Below are 17613 nucleotides of genomic sequence, written 5' to 3'. Positions count from 1 at the left end.
TCGGTGCGCCGAACTGCGCCGCGCGGCGCAGTTTGAGACGCGGTCATGCGGCGGCGCTGAAGTCCACGACGCCTGGATAATCCGGACGATATGCGCAGGCGCGGATGTGAGCCGCCATGTCGGCCGGGCGCGGGGCACGGGCAAAGCCTCGGTCATGGATGAAGTTCGCCACGCGCGTGGCGACGCGCAGCGAAGCTTCGAGAATCGATTGCTGAGGCGGATAGATCAATCCCTTGTCCAGGTCGGCGGCGGATACCTGTTCGGCCACTGCCCGCGCGGCAATGATGAACATTTCATCGGTCACGCGCGTGGCCTCGGTCGCGTAGATCGCCATGCCGAGTGCAGGGAAGATATAGACATTGTTGCCTTGCCCCGGGACGAAGGTGCGGCCGTTGAACGTCACCGGCGCGAACGGGCTGCCGCTCGCAAAGATCGCACGACCATCGGACCAGCGATAAGCCTCTTCGGCCGTGCATTCGGAACGCGAGGTCGGGTTCGAGTAGGGGAAGATGATGGGCCGCTCGTTGAGCGCGCTCAGGGCCTCGATCACATCCTTGTCGAACAGATGGGGCACGGTGCTCACGCCGATGATGCCCGTCGGGCGCAATGCCTGGATCGCGTCGACGAAGCGGTCGACCGGAGCGTGGTCGAGCGCGAAGGGGCGCTGGAAGTCAGCCAGATCGTCGCGCGAACTCACCAGCAGGCCGTTCACGTCGAACAGCGCAGTGCGTTGCAGTGCTTCCTCGCGCGACAGGCCTTCCTGCATCATCGCCTGCGCGATCAGGCCCGCGATGCCGGTTGCCGCGGCGCCTGCGCCGAGGAACAGGAAGCGCTGCTCCGAGAGCTTCTGACCGGTGATGCGCAGGCCGCCGTAGATGCCGGCGAGGGCGATCGCAGCTGTGCCTTGAATGTCGTCGTTGTACGTGCAGATGCGATCCCGGTAACGGGCGAGCAGCGAGACCGCGTTGAAGTTCGCAAAATCTTCCCACTGAATACAGCACTTTGGAAAGCGCAACTGAACCGCTTCGACGAATTCCGCCAGAAATGCGTCGTATTGTTCGCCGCGTACGCGCCGACGGCGCAGGCCGAGATATAGCGGGTCGTCCAGCAGTGCCTGGTTATTCGTCCCTACGTCGAGCATGACCGGCAGGCAGGCTTCCGGTGGCACACCCGCGCACGCGGTATAGAGCGCGAGCTTGCCGATCGGAATGCCCATGCCCCCGACGCCCAGGTCGCCCAGTCCCAGGATGCGCTCGCCGTCCGTCACTACGATAAAGCGAACGTCTTCGACCGGCCAGTTGGCGAGCAGTTCGTCGACACGGCCGCGAGCCGTGATGGGAAGGTACACGCCTCGCGTCGCACGAAAGATATGGTCGAACTTCTGACACGCCTCGCCAACGGTCGGGGTGTAGACGATCGGCATGAACTGGGCGGGATCGGACATTACCGTCGCATAGAACAACGTGTCATTGCGCGCCTGCAGATCGGAGAGCAACAGGTATTTCTGCAAGTCGTTGTCCAGTGCTGCGACTTCGGCCTTGACTCGGGCAATTTGCCGATCGAGCGGCAGCACCGCGGGAGGCAGCAGCCCCTCGAGCCCATAGCGGCGGCGCTCCTCTTCGCTGAACGATGTGCCGCGGTTGCGGCGGGGATCCTGAAGGATTTGACGTGCGGTCAGTGCGTTACTCGTGCTCATAACATGCTCCACAATTTTTCCAGATGACATCGGCGGCAGCCGTTCGCAAGCGCGCGGTGGTTGCGCTCAGGCAATGTCCGGTTGGTTCTTGCCTGCGTTCGGGGCTAATTCTTGTTCCCCTTGAGCAGGTTGTCCATATCTCCCGATTTACAATTGAAATCTGCTTGATGTCATCGATTAAAAAACACCTGCTGGTAAGCGGTTTTCGACTTGCAACGGATTGCCAATTAATCGGGCAGAGCCGTGCTTTGCCTGGACCGCGTGAGAAAAACAGGAGACATCTTCGCAATTGTTACGACTGAAACCGCGCACGTGCCGCGCTGAAACGTGTCATCCGCCACGGAGGCGCAGGGCGCAAGTGCGTCCACCTCTATCGTGGTTTAGAGGCACGCACTTAACCGCGCATCGGAACTTCGCTCCACCGCATGAAGTGTGGGCGCGAGGCCATCTCGGGCCAATGTCCGACAGGCATTCGATGCGAGGTTGGCCCGCTGCCGGACATTGCCGCGCTAGCGAGCCGGATATTTATGTAGGAACGCGCCGGGTAGTGCGCGCCCAGACTGGATGCTCAAGCCAGAAGCTTTAGCATCTGCCGTACATCCCATATCGATGCGTCACTGATGGCTGTAAATCGTGTCCACGCTCTCGCTCGACACTGCGGGGCGTCCTGCATCGGAAGAACCACTCGCAGCACCACCGTAACCGTCGTTCGCTTTGGCTTGCTGCGCCGCCACCTTCGCTTCAGCTCCCTGGATGTCGGCGGGGTAGAACGGGTCTGTGCCGCGAGCCGGGTTATAGCCGACCTTTTCAAGCTTGACCAGTTCGGCGCGCACCTGCGCGCGGGTGACTGGCTGGTTCGATTGAGCGAACACAGCGACAGGAACAGCAAGGGCAGCAGCGACGACAACAGCTTGAATAAGGGACTTCATGGTACTTACCTCCAGACTTTGGTTGGTTTCCTTTACGAACAGCCCTGTTCGTAGATCAGTGAACACAGTCTAGTCAAACGGGTACCTAAGATTAAGCCGCATCTCTGAAGGGACTTTTTCAAGAAGCAAAGGAAACCGTGGTAGGCGACGAAGGTGCCGCTGGCCGCTCTGCAGAGTGGTCCGCGCTTATCGACTAGTCCGAGTAACGTTGGCGATGCACGATGGCGATGAAACGGGTTCGAGCGCCTATCACGGTTGGGTGATCACGCCGAGCCAGAATGGTTGTCATCTTCTGACCGGAGAGACGCAGCAATGCCAGTTCTTCGTTGAGCTGTCGGCAGCAGGAATCCAGGCGCGCTCTATCGCTGTGACGCAAGGATGCGTTGAATTCCTCGGCCGAGCCGCCGAAGCGGAAGTCGAACGGAGATAAGTGCCATGAAGGTCAAATTGAATGGCAAGGCGATCGTAACGGATTCCACCGCCAGCATCGGTCGCCCGATTGCGGAAGGGCTGGCGCGCGCAGGCTCTGTCGTCGTAGTGAACGGCCGGACCTGGGAACGGTCGATGCCGCGCTGAGCGAAATGCGTCCAGCCGCTGGCCGATATTCTCGTCAACAACGCAGGGACAGAGCGCCCGAACGACTTCTTCGCGCAGGACGATAGTGAATGCCTAGACTTCCTCCAACTCAACCTGATTAGCGGCGTTCGACCCGCGCGCGTTACGTGCCAAAAACGGCGGAGCTGGACTGGGGGCGCGTCGTATTTATCAGCAGGGAGTCGGGCCATCCATGGGCAACCGACCAAAGTCCATAACTTTCGGCTAAATGTAAGATGTCTCTTTGCCTCAACTTCGGTCGCTTGTTCCCCTGGCTGGCTATCGTGCCCGCGCCGGCAACGTAAGTGCCGCCTTGTGGAAGGACGCCCCCTGCGAGCGTCGCATGGGCAAAGAACAGTCCGGTGACAGAAAGAGTTATCTTAATGGAAGCATTTCGATTCGCGTTTCACGGGAAAAGTCGCGTCGCTCACACAAGTAGTTGTGTCTAAATTGAGTAACTTATCGCAATAGGTTGATCTTGCGTCGATCTCTGGAGAAAACCAACAGATCGAGCACGCGCCCGCGAAGACCGGGAGACGCGCTGTCCCGAAAGTGGCTGGAAACGGTTCAAGGCAGCTGTGCGCCACGGCGGGGAACGCGTGCCAGGCCGCTAGCCTCAACAGGAGACTCACAAGTAACCCGGTGGCGGGGGCGTGTCGTAGGCCGGCGGAGGTGGCGCATTGTAGGCCGGCCGAGGTGGCGGTGCTTCGTCGCGAGTCTGAGATACAGCGGCGGCGCCCGGGACTGGCACACGCTCGCCATTTGCGTACATGCATTGAATGTACGCCTGGTCATAGCGAGTTTGAAGGCAGGTGGCGGCACGCTGTGCTATGCCGGCGCCGATCATGCTGCCACCGAGCAAGCCCATACCTGCACCGACTGCCGCGCCACGGCGGCCGTTGAACGCGGCACCGGCGGCGGCACCAAGCGCGGTGCCGACGGCCGTACCGCCGAGCGCGCTGCTTCCTGAGGCCGATTGAGTGTTGGCGCCGCCTGTCTGCCCGGAAGCGAATTGCTGGCACATCGCGTCATCGCTGCGAAATTGTTCGAACGATTTGCCGGTGCCGGGCAGCGCCATCACTGTGGGGGCCATCGGCGTGGCAGCGCAACCGGCGAGCGCGACGATAACGGTTGCGATAGTCATTGCAACTACGACGAATAAGCCCCGTTTCGCGCTCGGAATCAGGGAAATCAAATTGTTCCTAGTCATGTCATTTCGTCCCGGCCGGTTTCGCAGGCACCTCTACCCAACCGCTCGAACATTCCTTGACGTATGGGTAATATTTCTTCGTCGCTGGGCAATACCACCACGAGCCCACCGCCGGAGTTTCCTGGGCCTTTTCAACATACGCGGTCGTCGGCGATGGCTGGATCGATTGGACGACGACGGGGGATGGCGCTGCGTAGAACATCGGCGCGGGCGCGATCATGACCGGAGGCGGCACCCATACCACTACCCCGATGCGCGTATGCGCTTGCGCACTGCCACACAAGCATGCGGTTATAGTTGCCAAAAAATGTATAACTATCCTCAATCGCACAGCAGTGTCCCTATTCAATGAAGCGGGTTTAGTCGCGATCCGGCGCACAACGCCTGGCGATTCCAGACAGGAACGCGAAGGACCACTAACTTGCCGACGTACCGATGCAGCTGACGGAAGCACAGTTTTGTTCGACGTCCTACACCGGCGTCGCGTTACGCAAGACGTGACAAGACTGGAAAGGTTTGCCTATAGCGCGCTTCGACGTCCAATCAACTTTCCTGATAAATCGAACGATAGGAGGCCAGACGCGACGCAGTTGTTGCGCCGGAAACCGATGAATGGTATTTCACTGCGCGGGCTCTGCTGAACGCCTGCTGTCGAGCCGCCAGGCTCGCCAAAGTCACGTGCATGTCCGCAGGACTGGGCGAATAGCCATCGATGCGTTCGCAGTCCGCCTGCTGCAGTTGAACGCTGGCTTTGCGCGCCAGTTCACGCGCCAAAGGATCGTTGTTCTCTGCGGATCTGACAGTGGAAAGAGGGAGGACTGACACGACCGTGAAAACGGGCATGGATGCGTTCGCCATGATGAACTTCCTATCTTGGGCGTCGGAGACAATGACGCGGATTATCTGGAAACGACCTCGGGAGAATCTGGGGATCTTTCTGCCTATGGTCTCGAGGAGCGTAATCTTCTGATCCGCGTATTTCAAACGACTTACATAAATTCATTGTTTCCGGGTATGCAACGTTCGTCGCCAGATAGTGAGGGAGCCGTCGTCGCTGCGCCTTAGCCGGAAAGACCGGCGCTACGCCTCGACGCCGCTCCGCAGTATTCCGGGCGTTCGCCGATACGCTCGTTGCGCCTGAAGAACTGCCACGGGACGGCCCGCCCGCAGCCCCGCCACGCCCATTGCGGAGGCACCCCGGTGCGGTGCATGGAGCAAAACCGTTCGCAGGTTCGACAAAGGGATATCCGCGGCACGGGGCCGCTTCAGGATGGCGAACATGAGTTCACTTTTGATGCCGGGAGCGTTCCTAGGACTCCTTAAATGCCCCGTTGACCGTGAGCGTGATGCCTTCGGGCGTCAACTGACTGAACATGACGGATGGCGCCGGATGCGCCAGAACCGAAGGGTGATCCCTGCAAGCATCGAGAAGAATGTGGCAGGACCTGCTCCGGCTCGACGCCGAGGGCGAATATGAGCACCAGGGAGGCGATACCCTGTGTGGTGTTTCCCATCGTGACGTTGCGCACGTTCTGCGAGATGAGCTGCGAGTTCGGCACGATCGCGGTTGACCTGTCTGCAAGCTGGATCTGAGTGGCACGCACACTAATGCGCCGTATGTCCCCCTCGATGCCGGCGATACTGATCATGTCGCCCCACCTTCACCGGCCACTCCGCGAGCAAGATGAATCCGGAGATAAAGTTCTTTGCGATCTCCTGTAGACCGAAACCGATTCCCACCGACAACGCACTGACTATCCATGCAAGGTTGTGCCATCTGACGCCTAGCACAGACAAGGACTGCAGCACGACGAGCACGTAACCGATGTTCGCAAACAACGTGAGCAACGACGCCCGCATGCCGGGACTCATTTCTGTTTTGGGCAACAACTCCCTGTCGAACCATCTGCGCACGGACCGCACCAGATATATTCCGACGCCGCATGTGAGCAGGGCGCTGAAGATATGAGCGGGGATGATAGTGAGCGCACGCAGCCGGTCGCCGCCCAGTGCCAGGGCGTCTATTGCGACAACGCAGACGGCAGCCTGAATCAGACCCGCAAGTGTCGACCGACCTTCCGGTGAATTTCCGGCTGCGGCCATTGCAGTACGTACCCGGTTCGCATGAAACAACGAAGCGCCGATGGTCAACGCGACGATCAACGCGACTAGACCGCGAGTGCAATGTGGAAGAAATCGCGACTGCTATCAGTCAACGCCAGGCGCGGCCACAGGTCGTCGCCGTGTTGCCACGTCTCGTTTGCCCCGCCGGTGTTCGTCGGGTGGTCGATGAAAGAGGCAACTGCAAGACAAACATCCATAGCGGCCGCGAGTGTCGTGCGCATTTGCGCAGGACTTCGCGGCCGCGAGCAGCTTCTATCAGTTCTATTGGGGGAATTGCGGAAGCGGTGACGAGGGGGGCGTCGGCAGTTTAGGGAGCTGTGTCGGCAACTGTGATGGAAGCTGGCTCTGGGCTTGAGACGTTCCCTGCGCCAGCTGCTGCGACGAAGGCTGCTGTGACGAAAGCTGGCTCCGGGCTTGAGACGTTGCCTGCGCCAGCTGCTGCGACGAGGGCTGCTGCGAAGCGAGCTGCTGATACGTTACGCTTTGGGCGAATACTGAGGAGCTGCTAAGGATAACGAACGCCGCCAAATAAAGTTGTTTCATGGTTATCTTCTGGTTTTTGAGAAATCACGTTAACTTCGCCGGCCTGCGAAACCGGCCATCTCAACTGTCGCGCCGCTAACTTCAAATATCCGATAACACGCTGCTGCCGGAAACGGGTTGCACTGACGAATGCTTTGCGGACGAACCTCTCACGCCCCCATATTGTTCAAACGCCTGTTGTTGAGCCTGCATCCGCGCCTTGGCGCACGCAAAGTCCATCGGATAGCCGGCGGCGGCGGTTGTTCTGTCCAAATAGCTTGGACCCTGCTGCCGAACCGGAACGCGCACTTGTTCGCTCATTGGCGAGCCAGTGCTGTGTGCGAATGAAACAGCCGGTACGGATAGCACAGACGCGAGAACGGTACTTGGGATGAACTTTCTTGCCTTTGCCATGATGGTCTCTCCACTAGCGCGTCGGATACAAGAGAACGCGGATTTCTGAATAACGTGCTGGCGCAGCACAGTGTCTTGCCGCCAGTTCGTTGAGCGAGAGTCTATCGAATTACTAACCACTGACAAGCAACTGCGCGGCAACGAACAGTTCCTCCGGGCGCAACGTCAGAAGCTCGCACGGACCAGCCCATCGCCGCGTTCGTTGGCAAGATGGAAACAGACAATTTCGAGCGGCGATTCAAGGTCTGCGGCGCATATACTTCCCGCCGTCACCTCATCCATCAGGTGCCGGATTCTTATTGTCCAGAGAAGGAATACTTATGGAAAAGCAATTCATCGCGAGGATCGGTAAAGCAAGACCAGAAAGCGCTCACCGGATCGTACGGGCCGCGCTTCGCAGTGCTGCTACGGCGTCCACGCCCAACGGCGCCATTGACCTGCTTGGCGAGGCCCTGCTGGAACTGGAGCGCCTGCTCGCACTGAATAGCGAGCAGATGCACTGAACTTCATCGGTTCACGTGGCCGCCCCAGAACAGATGCAACCCTCCAGTGAGGTATCAATGAAGAAGTCACTTGCCGCGCTGCTCCTGCCGATAATGGTCCATGCCAATGCGGCTACCGATGTGTCAATCGAGACCACAGTCGTGGGCGCTCCGGCCACTGACTCGAACGGTGGTTTCATGGTACTGGCGTCGGTGGATCAGAAATGTCGCTACTACGGCGACCTTTGGGAAAGGCCGCGGGAACCCCGCGGCCTGGTTGAACAGATCAAGGCGATGCCGCGTGGCGGGAAAATATACGAATGGGTAGCTGTCGTCAGGTATTCGGCATGCGTGCAGCCGGACGGGAGGGAGTTCAGTAAACCGGTTTCACTGGTTTCACCGGCTGGCAAGCGGTTCCATATCGGAGATAGTGCGGTCCTGCGAGCGGCAACGCATGCCGCGGAAGAGGGCAGATCAGACCATAGTTGACGACTCTAACCAAGAGTGATGAGAATATCACATATGTGGACTGCGGGTGTGTTGCCGCTGTCGCCATGCGGTGCCCGCAAATGCGTGGTGATCAGGGCAGGGTAAAGGCAGCGCATGCGAGTCAACCCAGTTTGCGGCGCCGCTCGCGTGCCGAACAGATGCTTTAACGCCGAAAGGTCGTACCTATGATTGCCTCATCGCCAATCATTGTTCTGGGGAGCCGAACGCTTTCAGGAAGCTCGGCCGGAAAATTCCGTAAGGTGGCCAGACGCGTCTGCAGGGTGCACCCCCGCGAGTCCGCTGGTCTTCCTTTGCTCGACCGCGCACCGTGGCTGGTGGTGCGGGCTGTCGATCAATCTGGGCGGCATTCCTGGCAGGCCGATTGCTGAGCAGTAGTCCAGTCCTCGGCCGTTACGCACGAACGGCATGCCGAGTCCGATACCCCTCGCCCACACGAGATCAATCCAACGCGATCCACTCAGGCACGTTGCAGGTGACCTGTTTGACCATCTTCGTCACGACGTAAGTAAAGTAGCGCTCAATGCCGAGATCATCCAAAAGCATTGCGTCGATGAAGCGCTGATAATCATCTATGTTTCGTGTGACCGTGTGCACGATGTAGTCGATGCCACCCCCCGTCGCATAGCACTGCACAACTTCCGGCGCGGAACACATGCGTGTCTCGAAGCGATGCAGGTCGTAAGCGGTATGCCGCGAGAGTGTCACCTCGACGATGATATGGCTGATATCAACTGCGCCAACCCAATCGAACTCTGCCCGGTAGCCGCGGATAATTCCACCTTCTTCGAGCCGACGGACGCGTTCCCAGGCAGGCGAAATAGAGAGATGGATCGCTTCGGCCAATCGCGATTTGGTTATGCGCCCTTCGCGGGCGAGGATCTGCAAGATTGCGATATCGTAGCGATCAAGCTTCAGCATGTGCGGCCTTCGGTCGACAAAACGGAAATACGCGATGTCATGGCAAGGAGCGGAGGTGGAGACGCTGCATGCCAGGTCAGTAACCGCGAGTCAAGTCGACATTGGCGGGGATGCGCCCGCCACTCCGATACGCGCGAACATTGTCGGCGAACACGGTGGCGGCTGTTTCGTTGTCCGTCGGCGCTGAAATGTGCGGCAGCACAGTGACCGATGAATGGCGCCACAATCCGGATTCTTGCGGCAACGGTTCGACACTGAAGACGTCCAGCACTGCGTGCGAGATATGTTCACGCTCGAGCATCGTGAGCAGATCGTTCTCGACAAGAATTGGCCCGCGCGAGAAGTTGATAAGCGCAGCGCCTCGCTTCATTTGAGTCAGTCGCTCGATATTTAGCAAGCCCTGCGTCTGCGGTGTGAGAGGCAACAGGCACACGACGATGTCGCTCTCGCGCAGTATGAGATCGAGCCCGCTCTCGCCGGAACAGGTCTCGATGCCAGGCAGGCGCTTTGTCGAGCGACTCCAGCCGCGCACCTTAAACCCTGCGTCCGCCAGCCGGACTGCCGCAGCCGTTCCAAGTTCACCCATACCCAGTAGACCGACGCTGACTTGAGATGGTTTGCGGTATGGCAACTGCCTCCAGAGCAATCTCGCTTGCTGGCGGGCGTACGCGGACATGTCCCGTTGAAGGAAGTACGTCCATGCGAGTACGGCTTCGGACATCGTTCGCGACATTTCCGGGTCGATCAATCTCACGACTGGCGGCGCTTTGCTCCCAAGCGCGGGCAGGAGTTGGTCGACGCCTGCCCACATGCTCTGGATCCATGCGAGCTTGGGCAGGGCGGCGACTTTGACAGGATCGGGTCTCGCGACCACCGCGATTTCGACCAGTTGACGCTGCGCGTCCGTGAGCAGATCAAAGGGAACGATGTTCTCACCCGGCATGGCCGCGCGGAGCGATGCGAGGTAGCTGTCCTGTACCTCGGACGGCATGCTGCTAATAAACGCAATCGGGCCTGTCATGGTTGATCTCTTTCGCGTGGGCGTTGCGATGCGACGTAAGCTCAGGCGGACGCCTGTTCGTTGGCCATCTCTTCCATATCCTGGAAGCGGTCTGCGATTCGGGGATGGACCCGTCCGCCGTCGGAGGCGCCGATCGCGATCACGATTTCGTCCGGGCCGGGCGCATCTGCAATCTGGAAGGTGCTCGTAATGAAGTGGGAGCGCTTACCGGTTTCCGATTTGTGAATCATCGGCACTGAAATCAGGGCGCCTGGTCCGACACGCGTATTGGTGAAGCTCAGAAAGGCGGTGCCTTCGACGGCGTGGCGAAACACGTTGCCGAAGCGCAGTGTATGGATCAACGCCGAGGCGTGCTCGATTTCGCCGTTCACGCCGACCACGGCCGCTTTCCCATACGCCTGCACCCCTTCGGCGGGTATGAGGTTTGTCAGTTGTCGCGTCAGGGTTTCCCCGAGAGAGGGTGCCGACGCGAGAATTTCGGCCCGCAGGTCTTCAACGAAACCCTGTCCTGCCCACGGGTTGCGAATCACTGCCGCCACGATGACCGTCGTGACGGGCTTTCCCGCTGCCTTACCCCCTTCGACGTAGGTTGTCTCGATGAAGGTCGCGATTTTTCGAAGTTCGGCGCTCACTGGAAGTCTCCTGGTGCATTGGGCTTGAGATCGGCTCGGGAACGAGCACGCATCAATGCTATGCATCGTGGCGCGACGTGTCTTCCTCTCAACGCAGGAAGATTCTTTTTTTCTTTCCTACGGTTTCGTGTAATTTCCTCGGAAACATAGGAGGGGACGATGTCCGATCAGCAGAAACAGGTCATGGCGCTGAGCCGGGTTGCCAGCCAGATCAGTGCGGACGAGAACATCGACGAGCTATTGGCCGGTTTGATTCGGTCCGCCTGCGAGCAGGGCGCATGGCATCTTGGCTCGATCATGTCTGTCGACCTCGCTCACGGCTATGCGCTTGTTCTGACCCGGTATGAGTCGAGCATGCTGCCGCAGCAGACCGAGGATCGCTGGGAGCTGGCGACGAGTCCTTGTCTGATCGCATTGCAGACGCGCGAGCCCGTCTATATTCGCGACGCACTCGAGACGACACAATTCCCGGGCTATCGACGCGAAGCCAAGGTACGCGGTTACCGCACCGTTCTGGTCTTGCCGATGACCAGCAGCGATACGGCAGGTCGGCCAATGGTACTGACGGTTGCGTCGCGCGCCGTACGCGAAGTAGGCGAGGAGGACCTCGCGTTCATGTCGGCGGTTGTGCAACTCGGCGCGATCGCGGTCGAGCGGGCGCATCGTCATCGGGCGCAAACGCAGGCCAATGAGCAGCTTCAGCGCATCATCGAATCGCAACGCACGTTGCTCAGAGAGGTTCTGGCGGGTGAGTCATTGGCGACCTTGACCGTGTCGCTCGGCGACCTCCTTGACGGGCCGGTGGTGGTCGTGGATTTCTTCTCGAACTACCTCCTCGGATCGGGATCGCCTCTTCCCTCCATCTACGACGACGCAGCGTGGGCCAAATGGCTGACGGGTGCCAGAGGCCGGGAATTCGTTCCGATCGTGCGTGATGCGATCGAGTTTCAGCGCAAGTCATCCGTGGTGCTGCCGATCGGACAGGGAAGCTCTGTCGAAGCCACGATCCAGCCGCTCACCATCGACGATGAACTGGTGGGAGCCCTGCTGACGTTCGGCGAGGGCAAACCGTCGGACCTGCAGAAGCTGATGCTCGAGAGCGTCAGCTTCGCCCTGAGCGTTCAACTGATGCGCAGCGTGATCCGCTTCCGCATAGAGACGCGCACGCTCACCGAACTGTTCTTCGAAATCGTGGAGCGTCGCTGGCGCAGTGAGGACGACGTATTGGGGCGAGCACGGCATCTTGGTCTCGCCCTCACCGCGCCACTTCGGATGATCGTGATCGACTTTCCGGGCCCCGCTGGTCAAGGCACCAATCTCACCGTCGAGGGCCATAGAACGGTCACCTTGCTCGCAAGGCAGCAGAACATCACGATGCACGTCGTGATGGTTGGTAGTGGACTTGTCTGCCTGCTCCCCGACGAAGAAGATTCCGACGCTACCGCATTGACGAGGCTCGGGCAGCAAATCTCGGATGCGGTCTCCGGGACTTTTGGGTGTGCGCCAATCGTCGTACTTGGCGAACGCTTCGAGGGAATGGAACCTCTGGCGCAGGAATGGGAACGCTGCTGGCGGATGATCCGGGTTGCCCGCAACTATGGAAAAACCGGCTTCCTGCGGATGCCTGATCTCGGCCCTGTTCCCATCCTGATGGGTGCAGCGGATTCTGCAGACGTTCGGATTTTCGTAGACGGTGCGATCGGCAAGCTGATCGAATACGACAAACGCACCCGCTCGGATTATCTGCAAACACTCTCGGCTTATCTGCGCTCGGGATGCCGCAGTCAACTCTGCGCCAACGAGATGGGCTTGCACGTCACGACACTGCGCTACCGCCTGTCACGTATCAACGAGCTTTTTCACATCGACGTCGAGTCGCCTGACCGGCGGTTCGCCGTCGAACTTGCGATTCACCTTCATCAACTGACAGGAACCCACTGAGTCGATCGTGCGATATGCATCCGTGAAAACCCTGCCTACAAAACGATACTAATTAATTGCGGTTTTCCTTCGGGACGGAGGAAGAAGCTCGGATTTTCATCACATATCGTTCACCTCAAGACAAACACGTTTTGAGGTGACGGGAATGCAAAAGGACGCCGGAGAACAGGTCAAACCAATCGATCCCGTGGCGTTGCGCCGTGCTTTCGGCACCTTCGTCACAGGGGTGACGGTCATCACGACGCGTGATGCGGAAGGCCGTCCGCGCGGCATGACGGCCAATTCCTTCACGTCTGTCTCTCTTGACCCGCCGTTGCTGCTGGTGTGTATCGGCAAGGGTGCATCGAGCTACCCCGTGTTCCAGCAGAGCGGGCATTTTGCAGTCAACCTTCTGCACGACGGGCAGGTCGATGTCTCGAATCTTTTCGCGTCCAAATCTGCCGACAAGTTCGCATCGGTTGTCCACGACGCCGTGCACACAGGCGCGCCCGTACTCACCGATTGCCTGACGTGGTTCGACTGCACGGTTCATAGCCTCGTCGATGCCGGTGATCACGCCATCCTGGTGGGTCGCATTCAGGCATTCGGCACGAGCCCCGCGGACCCGCTCGGTTTCTGTCGCGGTCGATACGCGCAGGTCAAGGATCCGCTGCCGCCGGGTTGGTTGTCTTCGCACAACATGATCGTCGGATACCTCATCGAGGCCGACGGCAGTCTGTTGCTTGCACGAGATGGCAAGGGAGGCTGGGTATTGCCAAGCGCCACGAGCCGCATCAGGGAGGGGCGGCTTCCTCTTGCCGGCGGCAGAGAACTCGCGCTCGAGCCCTATGACACGTTCCTGTACTCGGTGTTCGACATTGCCGATAACGATCCCGGATACCTGATCTATCGCGCGAGGATTGCCCATCCGTATGGAAGTTGCGGACTGCCGGAGCAGTTCTGCTTCTTCCCGATGAACCAGCTTCCCTTCGAGGACATCACGTCGCAAGAGATCCGCGCGATGTTGCGACGCTACGTCCATGAGACCGAACGCGGGAGATTCGGCATCTACATGGATTCACTCGACGGCGGTCGCGTCGCCATGGTCGGCGACACGCAGCCGTGGCTTCAATCTGCTCATTCTTGATACGTGGAGTCAACCGATGCAAACGACCATCCAACGTCTGCAAGGGTCCCGCCTGGGACTGTTCATTGACGGGGAATTCACCGCGGCGCACAGCGGGGAATTCATCGCCAGCTACGACCCATCGACAGGCAAGCCGTGGTACGAGTTCTCGCAGGCGGATTCGGCCGATGTCGATAAGGCGGTTCGCTCGGCGCAGGCTGCATTCGTCAATCCGGCCTGGCGGCGCATGACGCAAACGGAGCGCGGCAAACTGGTGCGGCGCCTCGGAGAACTGGTGCTCGCCCACGCGGACGAGCTTGCGATGATCGAGTGCCGCGACAACGGCAAGCTCCTCAAGGAGATGCGGGCGCAAATGCGCGCGATGCCCGACTCGTATTTCTATTTCGCCGGCATGGCCGACAAGCTGCAGGGCGAGACGATCCCTGTCAACAAGCTCGATACGCTCAACTACAACGTCCGCGAGCCGATCGGCGTCGTCGGCATGATCACGCCTTGGAACTCGCCGCTGATGTTGCTCACGGGCACGCTCGCGCCCTGCCTTGCCATCGGCAACACGGTCGTCGTCAAGCCGTCCGAGCACACGACGGCGTCGACCCTCGCACTGGCCGAACTGGCGATCGAGGCCGGTATTCCACCGGGCGTATTCAACGTCGTCACGGGCGACGGGCAGACCACGGGTGATGCGTTGACCCGTCATCCGGGCATTGCGAAATATGTCTTTACGGGCAGCACCGCCACGGGGCGCAGGATCGCCGGGAATGCCGCGCAAAATCTCGTGCCGTGTCAGATGGAGCTGGGAGGCAAATCTCCACACGTAGTATTCGGTGACGTCGACATCGAGCGTGCTGTGAACGGTGTCGTCTCCGGTGTATTCGCTGCAGCGGGACAGACGTGTGTAGCGGGTTCGCGTTGCTTCGTCGAAGCACAGGCGTACGACGATTTCGTCGAAGCGCTGGTGGAACGCACGCGTCGGATCACGATCGGCCACCCGGTCAGCGAAGGAACTGATATCGGACCGCTCGCGCTGTCGTCGCAACTCGACAAGGTTCAAAAGTACGTGGGCTCGGGCGTACACGAAGGCGCAAAAGTTGCCGTGGGCGGACAACGCCCCAATGATGACGCGCTGGCCGGCGGCTGGTACTTCGAACCCACGGTCATGACGCATGCACGAAACGACATGCGCTTCATGCAGGAAGAGATCTTCGGCCCCGTAGTCGGCGTGATGCCGTTCTCGAGCGAAGAAGAACTGATTGCGCTCGCCAACGCGACCGAATACGGATTGGCTGCCGGCATCTGGACCCAGGACATCAGCCGCGCCATGAGATTTGCGCGTGACGTCGATGCAGGCACCGTGTGGATCAACACGTATCGCTCGGCCGCCTACATGTCCGCAAACGGCGGCATGAAGCATAGCGGCTATGGAAGGCGCGGGGGATTCGAAGTGATGCGCGAATTCTCGCGTCTCAAGAACATCGTCCTCGATTACTCCGGCGCGATGCAGGACCCCTTCGTCATTCGCCTGCGCTAAGCGTGACGCGTTCAACACATGTTCTCAGGAGCTTGATATGAAATTCGCGGTTTCGCTCAGCATGGAACGCTTTTCGCCGAACGATACGATGAATGACGCAGTGACCCATATGCTGGCACTCGCGCGAATCGCCGATGAAGGCGGCTTCGAAACACTCTGGACGGCAGAGCATCACACGATCGAGTGCACGATTTCGCCCAATCCGTTCGTGACCCTGACCTGGCTTGCGCAGCACACGGAAAATATCCGGCTGGGTACCGCTACATTGGTGGCGCCCTATTGGTCACCGATTCGGCTCGCTGGCGAAGCCGCATTGTGCGACCACCTGACCGGCGGCCGACTTGAATTCGGCATCGCACGTGGCGCATACCAGTACGAGTTCGACCGCATGGCGGGCGGCATCCCGCAACAGGAAGGCGTGGGTTATATGAAGGAGCTGGTTCCTGCCGTCATGAAGCTCTGGCAGGGCGACTACGCACACGATGGCCAGTACTGGAAATTTCCGCTCGCGACCTCGGTGCCGAAGCCGTTGCAAAGACCGCATCCGCGCATCTGGGTGGCAACCCGTGATCCTGGAAGTTTCGACTGGGCGGTGGGGGTGGGCGCAAATATCCTGTCGACGCCGCTCTCGGCGCCGGCTTCAGAGGTCGCCGTTCTCGGTGAGAAATTTCGCAAGGCGGTCGCGGATCATCCGGAGCGCGCGCGTCCGCGGTTCATGATGCAGCGCCGAACCTGCCTCTACGACCGGCCGCAAGACTGGGAGGTAGCCGTGCGGCACAGCGTCGATTACGGACGAACGTTTGAGAATCTCATGCAGAACATCGGCACCGTCACCAACGGCTTTCCGGAAGCCGTTCCATACGAGAGCGTGGTCAATCGCGCCAATTACGATCCCGCGGCCATCCGCGAAAACCTGATGTTCGGCACCCCGGATGAGGTCATCCACAAACTCGAGGTCTACGAAGCGCAGGGCGTCGACCAGTTTTGCCTCGGACTCACGTTCAACCTTCCGTTTGAACTCCAGGTCAAGACGTTGCGACTGTTCATCGATGAAGTGATGCCCCATTTCGCCGCGCGCACACGCGAGGCACAGTACGCAACCTGACACTCGCAGGCGGACCAACATGCTGACTCGCAAACCTGTCAATGACGACGTCGTCACGCAAGGTCGCCTGAAAGCCGGCAATGTCGAACTCAACTACCGGCTGCAGGGACGTGGCGCACGGCAACTGATCTGTATTCATGGTGTCGGCTCCTATCTGGAGGCATGGGAGGGCGTTGCCACGCATCTGTGCGATGACTTCCGCATCCTGACCTTCGACCTGCGTGGCCATGGTGAGTCGTCGCACATCCTGGGCCGCTACGAGATCGATGAGTTTGTCGACGACACGCTGGCACTCGCCGATCACGTGGGGTTCGAGACGTTCAACCTCGCGGGATTCTCTCTCGGAGGACTGATCGCGCAACGCATGGCGCTCTCGCATCCGCAACGTCTGCGTGGGCTCGCTTTGCTCGCGACGGTGTCGGGCCGTACGCGAGAAGAGCGCAGCCGGGTGCTGGAGCGGCTTGCCGCTTTGCAGAATGGTGAGCGTGGCGCGCACTACGACGCATCGCTATCACGCTGGCTGACGGAAGATTTTCAGGCGAGAAATCCGGAGATGGTCGCCTATCTGCGCAAGCGCAATGCAGAGAACGATCCGCATTGCTATGCGGCCGCATACCGTGTTCTGGCTGAGACGGATTTCGGTGGCCTCATCGACCAGATTCGCGTTCCGACTTTGATCGCCACGGGTGAGGACGACCAGGGCTCGAACCCAAGGATGGCGCGGTACATGCACGAATGCATAGAAAACTCACAACTGGAGATCTTGCCGGGCTTACGTCATTCGATCCTGATTGAAGCGCCAGAGGTTGTTGGAACCTTGCTGGGTCGTTTCTTTGCAGAAGCTATGTCGAGGAGTTGACC

17 protein-coding genes and 1 pseudogene are annotated in these 17613 nt (G+C 59.7%); 9 read left to right on the top strand and 9 right to left on the bottom strand.

Translation table 11 applies throughout. From position 1 onward, the window contains the following. Positions 1-43: 43 nt before the first annotated feature. Positions 44-1696: an NAD-dependent malic enzyme gene (locus AB3X86_RS27160; protein WP_368598392.1), complete on the bottom strand. Its 1653-nt coding sequence runs from the start codon at positions 1694-1696 to the stop codon at positions 44-46. 614 nt (positions 1697-2310) lie between these two features. Further along, complete coding sequence (locus tag AB3X86_RS27155; protein WP_368598391.1) at positions 2311-2625, bottom strand: DUF4148 domain-containing protein; 315 nt, start codon at positions 2623-2625, stop codon at positions 2311-2313. A 208-nt stretch (positions 2626-2833) separates the two neighbouring features. On the opposite strand from AB3X86_RS27155, the gene AB3X86_RS27150 reads away from it, so the two are divergent. Together AB3X86_RS27150 and AB3X86_RS27145 are read left to right on the top strand one after the other, a co-directional pair. After that, positions 2834-3055: a hypothetical protein gene (locus tag AB3X86_RS27150; RefSeq protein WP_368598390.1), complete on the top strand. Its 222-nt coding sequence runs from the start codon at positions 2834-2836 to the stop codon at positions 3053-3055. A gap of 5 nt (positions 3056-3060) precedes the next feature. After that, positions 3061-3201 carry a hypothetical protein gene (locus AB3X86_RS27145; RefSeq protein WP_176369008.1) on the top strand — a complete coding sequence of 47 codons (141 nt, stop codon included), beginning with the start codon at positions 3061-3063 and terminating at the stop codon, positions 3199-3201. A 646-nt stretch (positions 3202-3847) separates the two neighbouring features. Here AB3X86_RS27145 and AB3X86_RS27140 read toward each other — a convergent pair. The 4 genes and pseudogenes from AB3X86_RS27140 to AB3X86_RS27125 form a co-directional block, all read right to left on the bottom strand. After that, positions 3848-4363, bottom strand: a complete 516-nt coding sequence (locus AB3X86_RS27140) for a YMGG-like glycine zipper-containing protein (protein WP_368598389.1) — start codon at positions 4361-4363, stop codon at positions 3848-3850. Positions 4364-4972: 609 nt separating this feature from the next. Beyond that, positions 4973-5287, bottom strand: coding sequence for a hypothetical protein (locus AB3X86_RS27135; protein WP_368598388.1), 315 nt, complete (start codon positions 5285-5287; stop codon positions 4973-4975). 222 nt (positions 5288-5509) lie between these two features. Beyond that, positions 5510-6607, bottom strand: a pseudogene (locus tag AB3X86_RS27130) (mechanosensitive ion channel family protein); the annotation flags it as partial. Positions 6608-7177: 570 nt separating this feature from the next. Continuing rightward, positions 7178-7489 (bottom strand): hypothetical protein, encoded by a 312-nt coding sequence (locus tag AB3X86_RS27125; RefSeq protein ID WP_368598387.1) that lies wholly within the window; start codon positions 7487-7489, stop codon positions 7178-7180. Positions 7490-7809: 320 nt separating this feature from the next. On the opposite strand from AB3X86_RS27125, the gene AB3X86_RS27120 reads away from it, so the two are divergent. Together AB3X86_RS27120 and AB3X86_RS27115 are read left to right on the top strand one after the other, a co-directional pair. Then, entirely contained in the window at positions 7810-7992 is a 183-nt protein-coding gene (locus tag AB3X86_RS27120; protein WP_368598386.1) for a hypothetical protein, read from the top strand. Between the two features lie 57 nt (positions 7993-8049). Continuing rightward, positions 8050-8460: a hypothetical protein gene (locus AB3X86_RS27115; RefSeq protein ID WP_368598385.1), complete on the top strand. Its 411-nt coding sequence runs from the start codon at positions 8050-8052 to the stop codon at positions 8458-8460. A 459-nt stretch (positions 8461-8919) separates the two neighbouring features. Here the strand turns inward: AB3X86_RS27115 and AB3X86_RS27110 are convergent, their stop codons facing one another. The 3 genes from AB3X86_RS27110 to AB3X86_RS27100 form a co-directional block, all read right to left on the bottom strand. After that, positions 8920-9399, bottom strand: coding sequence for an Lrp/AsnC family transcriptional regulator (locus AB3X86_RS27110; protein WP_008919388.1), 480 nt, complete (start codon positions 9397-9399; stop codon positions 8920-8922). Between the two features lie 76 nt (positions 9400-9475). Continuing rightward, positions 9476-10420: a 2-hydroxyacid dehydrogenase gene (locus tag AB3X86_RS27105; protein WP_368598384.1), complete on the bottom strand. Its 945-nt coding sequence runs from the start codon at positions 10418-10420 to the stop codon at positions 9476-9478. Between the two features lie 41 nt (positions 10421-10461). Then, entirely contained in the window at positions 10462-11052 is a 591-nt protein-coding gene (locus tag AB3X86_RS27100) for an amino acid synthesis family protein (protein WP_368598383.1), read from the bottom strand. Positions 11053-11211: 159 nt separating this feature from the next. On the opposite strand from AB3X86_RS27100, the gene AB3X86_RS27095 reads away from it, so the two are divergent. The 5 genes from AB3X86_RS27095 (at position 11212) to AB3X86_RS27075 (ending at position 17611) form a co-directional block, all read left to right on the top strand. Next, positions 11212-12993, top strand: coding sequence for a helix-turn-helix domain-containing protein (locus AB3X86_RS27095; RefSeq protein WP_368598382.1), 1782 nt, complete (start codon positions 11212-11214; stop codon positions 12991-12993). 145 nt (positions 12994-13138) lie between these two features. Next, entirely contained in the window at positions 13139-14119 is a 981-nt protein-coding gene (locus tag AB3X86_RS27090; protein WP_368598381.1) for a flavin reductase, read from the top strand. 16 nt (positions 14120-14135) lie between these two features. Continuing rightward, positions 14136-15647 carry an aldehyde dehydrogenase gene (locus AB3X86_RS27085; RefSeq protein WP_368598380.1) on the top strand — a complete coding sequence of 504 codons (1512 nt, stop codon included), beginning with the start codon at positions 14136-14138 and terminating at the stop codon, positions 15645-15647. 37 nt (positions 15648-15684) lie between these two features. Then, complete coding sequence (locus AB3X86_RS27080) at positions 15685-16752, top strand: LLM class flavin-dependent oxidoreductase (RefSeq protein ID WP_368598379.1); 1068 nt, start codon at positions 15685-15687, stop codon at positions 16750-16752. Positions 16753-16771: 19 nt separating this feature from the next. Then, positions 16772-17611 (top strand): alpha/beta fold hydrolase, encoded by an 840-nt coding sequence (locus AB3X86_RS27075; protein WP_368598378.1) that lies wholly within the window; start codon positions 16772-16774, stop codon positions 17609-17611. Positions 17612-17613 lie beyond the last annotated feature (2 nt).

Source organism: Paraburkholderia sp. BR14374, assembly GCF_040948685.1.
Classification (GTDB): domain Bacteria; phylum Pseudomonadota; class Gammaproteobacteria; order Burkholderiales; family Burkholderiaceae; genus Paraburkholderia; species Paraburkholderia youngii.
Note: the sequence above shows the minus strand (reverse complement) of the source record. Positions and strands in the feature narration are given on the sequence as shown.

Excerpts from the sequence above, each read along its gene's own strand:
- AB3X86_RS27135 (WP_368598388.1), bottom strand. The coding sequence starts at position 5,287 with ATGGCGAACGCATCCATGCCCGTTTTCACGGTCGTGTCAGTCCTCCCT.
- AB3X86_RS27090 (WP_368598381.1), top strand. The coding sequence starts at position 13,139 with ATGCAAAAGGACGCCGGAGAACAGGTCAAACCAATCGATCCCGTGGCG.
- AB3X86_RS27075 (WP_368598378.1), top strand. The coding sequence starts at position 16,772 with ATGCTGACTCGCAAACCTGTCAATGACGACGTCGTCACGCAAGGTCGC.
- AB3X86_RS27080 (WP_368598379.1), top strand. The coding sequence starts at position 15,685 with ATGAAATTCGCGGTTTCGCTCAGCATGGAACGCTTTTCGCCGAACGAT.
- AB3X86_RS27145 (WP_176369008.1), top strand. The coding sequence starts at position 3,061 with ATGAAGGTCAAATTGAATGGCAAGGCGATCGTAACGGATTCCACCGCC.
- AB3X86_RS27105 (WP_368598384.1), bottom strand. The coding sequence starts at position 10,420 with ATGACAGGCCCGATTGCGTTTATTAGCAGCATGCCGTCCGAGGTACAG.
- AB3X86_RS27115 (WP_368598385.1), top strand. The coding sequence starts at position 8,050 with ATGAAGAAGTCACTTGCCGCGCTGCTCCTGCCGATAATGGTCCATGCC.
- AB3X86_RS27085 (WP_368598380.1), top strand. The coding sequence starts at position 14,136 with ATGCAAACGACCATCCAACGTCTGCAAGGGTCCCGCCTGGGACTGTTC.
- AB3X86_RS27160 (WP_368598392.1), bottom strand. The coding sequence starts at position 1,696 with ATGAGCACGAGTAACGCACTGACCGCACGTCAAATCCTTCAGGATCCC.
- AB3X86_RS27120 (WP_368598386.1), top strand. The coding sequence starts at position 7,810 with ATGGAAAAGCAATTCATCGCGAGGATCGGTAAAGCAAGACCAGAAAGC.
- AB3X86_RS27110 (WP_008919388.1), bottom strand. The coding sequence starts at position 9,399 with ATGCTGAAGCTTGATCGCTACGATATCGCAATCTTGCAGATCCTCGCC.
- AB3X86_RS27155 (WP_368598391.1), bottom strand. The coding sequence starts at position 2,625 with ATGAAGTCCCTTATTCAAGCTGTTGTCGTCGCTGCTGCCCTTGCTGTT.
- AB3X86_RS27125 (WP_368598387.1), bottom strand. The coding sequence starts at position 7,489 with ATGGCAAAGGCAAGAAAGTTCATCCCAAGTACCGTTCTCGCGTCTGTG.
- AB3X86_RS27095 (WP_368598382.1), top strand. The coding sequence starts at position 11,212 with ATGTCCGATCAGCAGAAACAGGTCATGGCGCTGAGCCGGGTTGCCAGC.
- AB3X86_RS27140 (WP_368598389.1), bottom strand. The coding sequence starts at position 4,363 with ATGACTATCGCAACCGTTATCGTCGCGCTCGCCGGTTGCGCTGCCACG.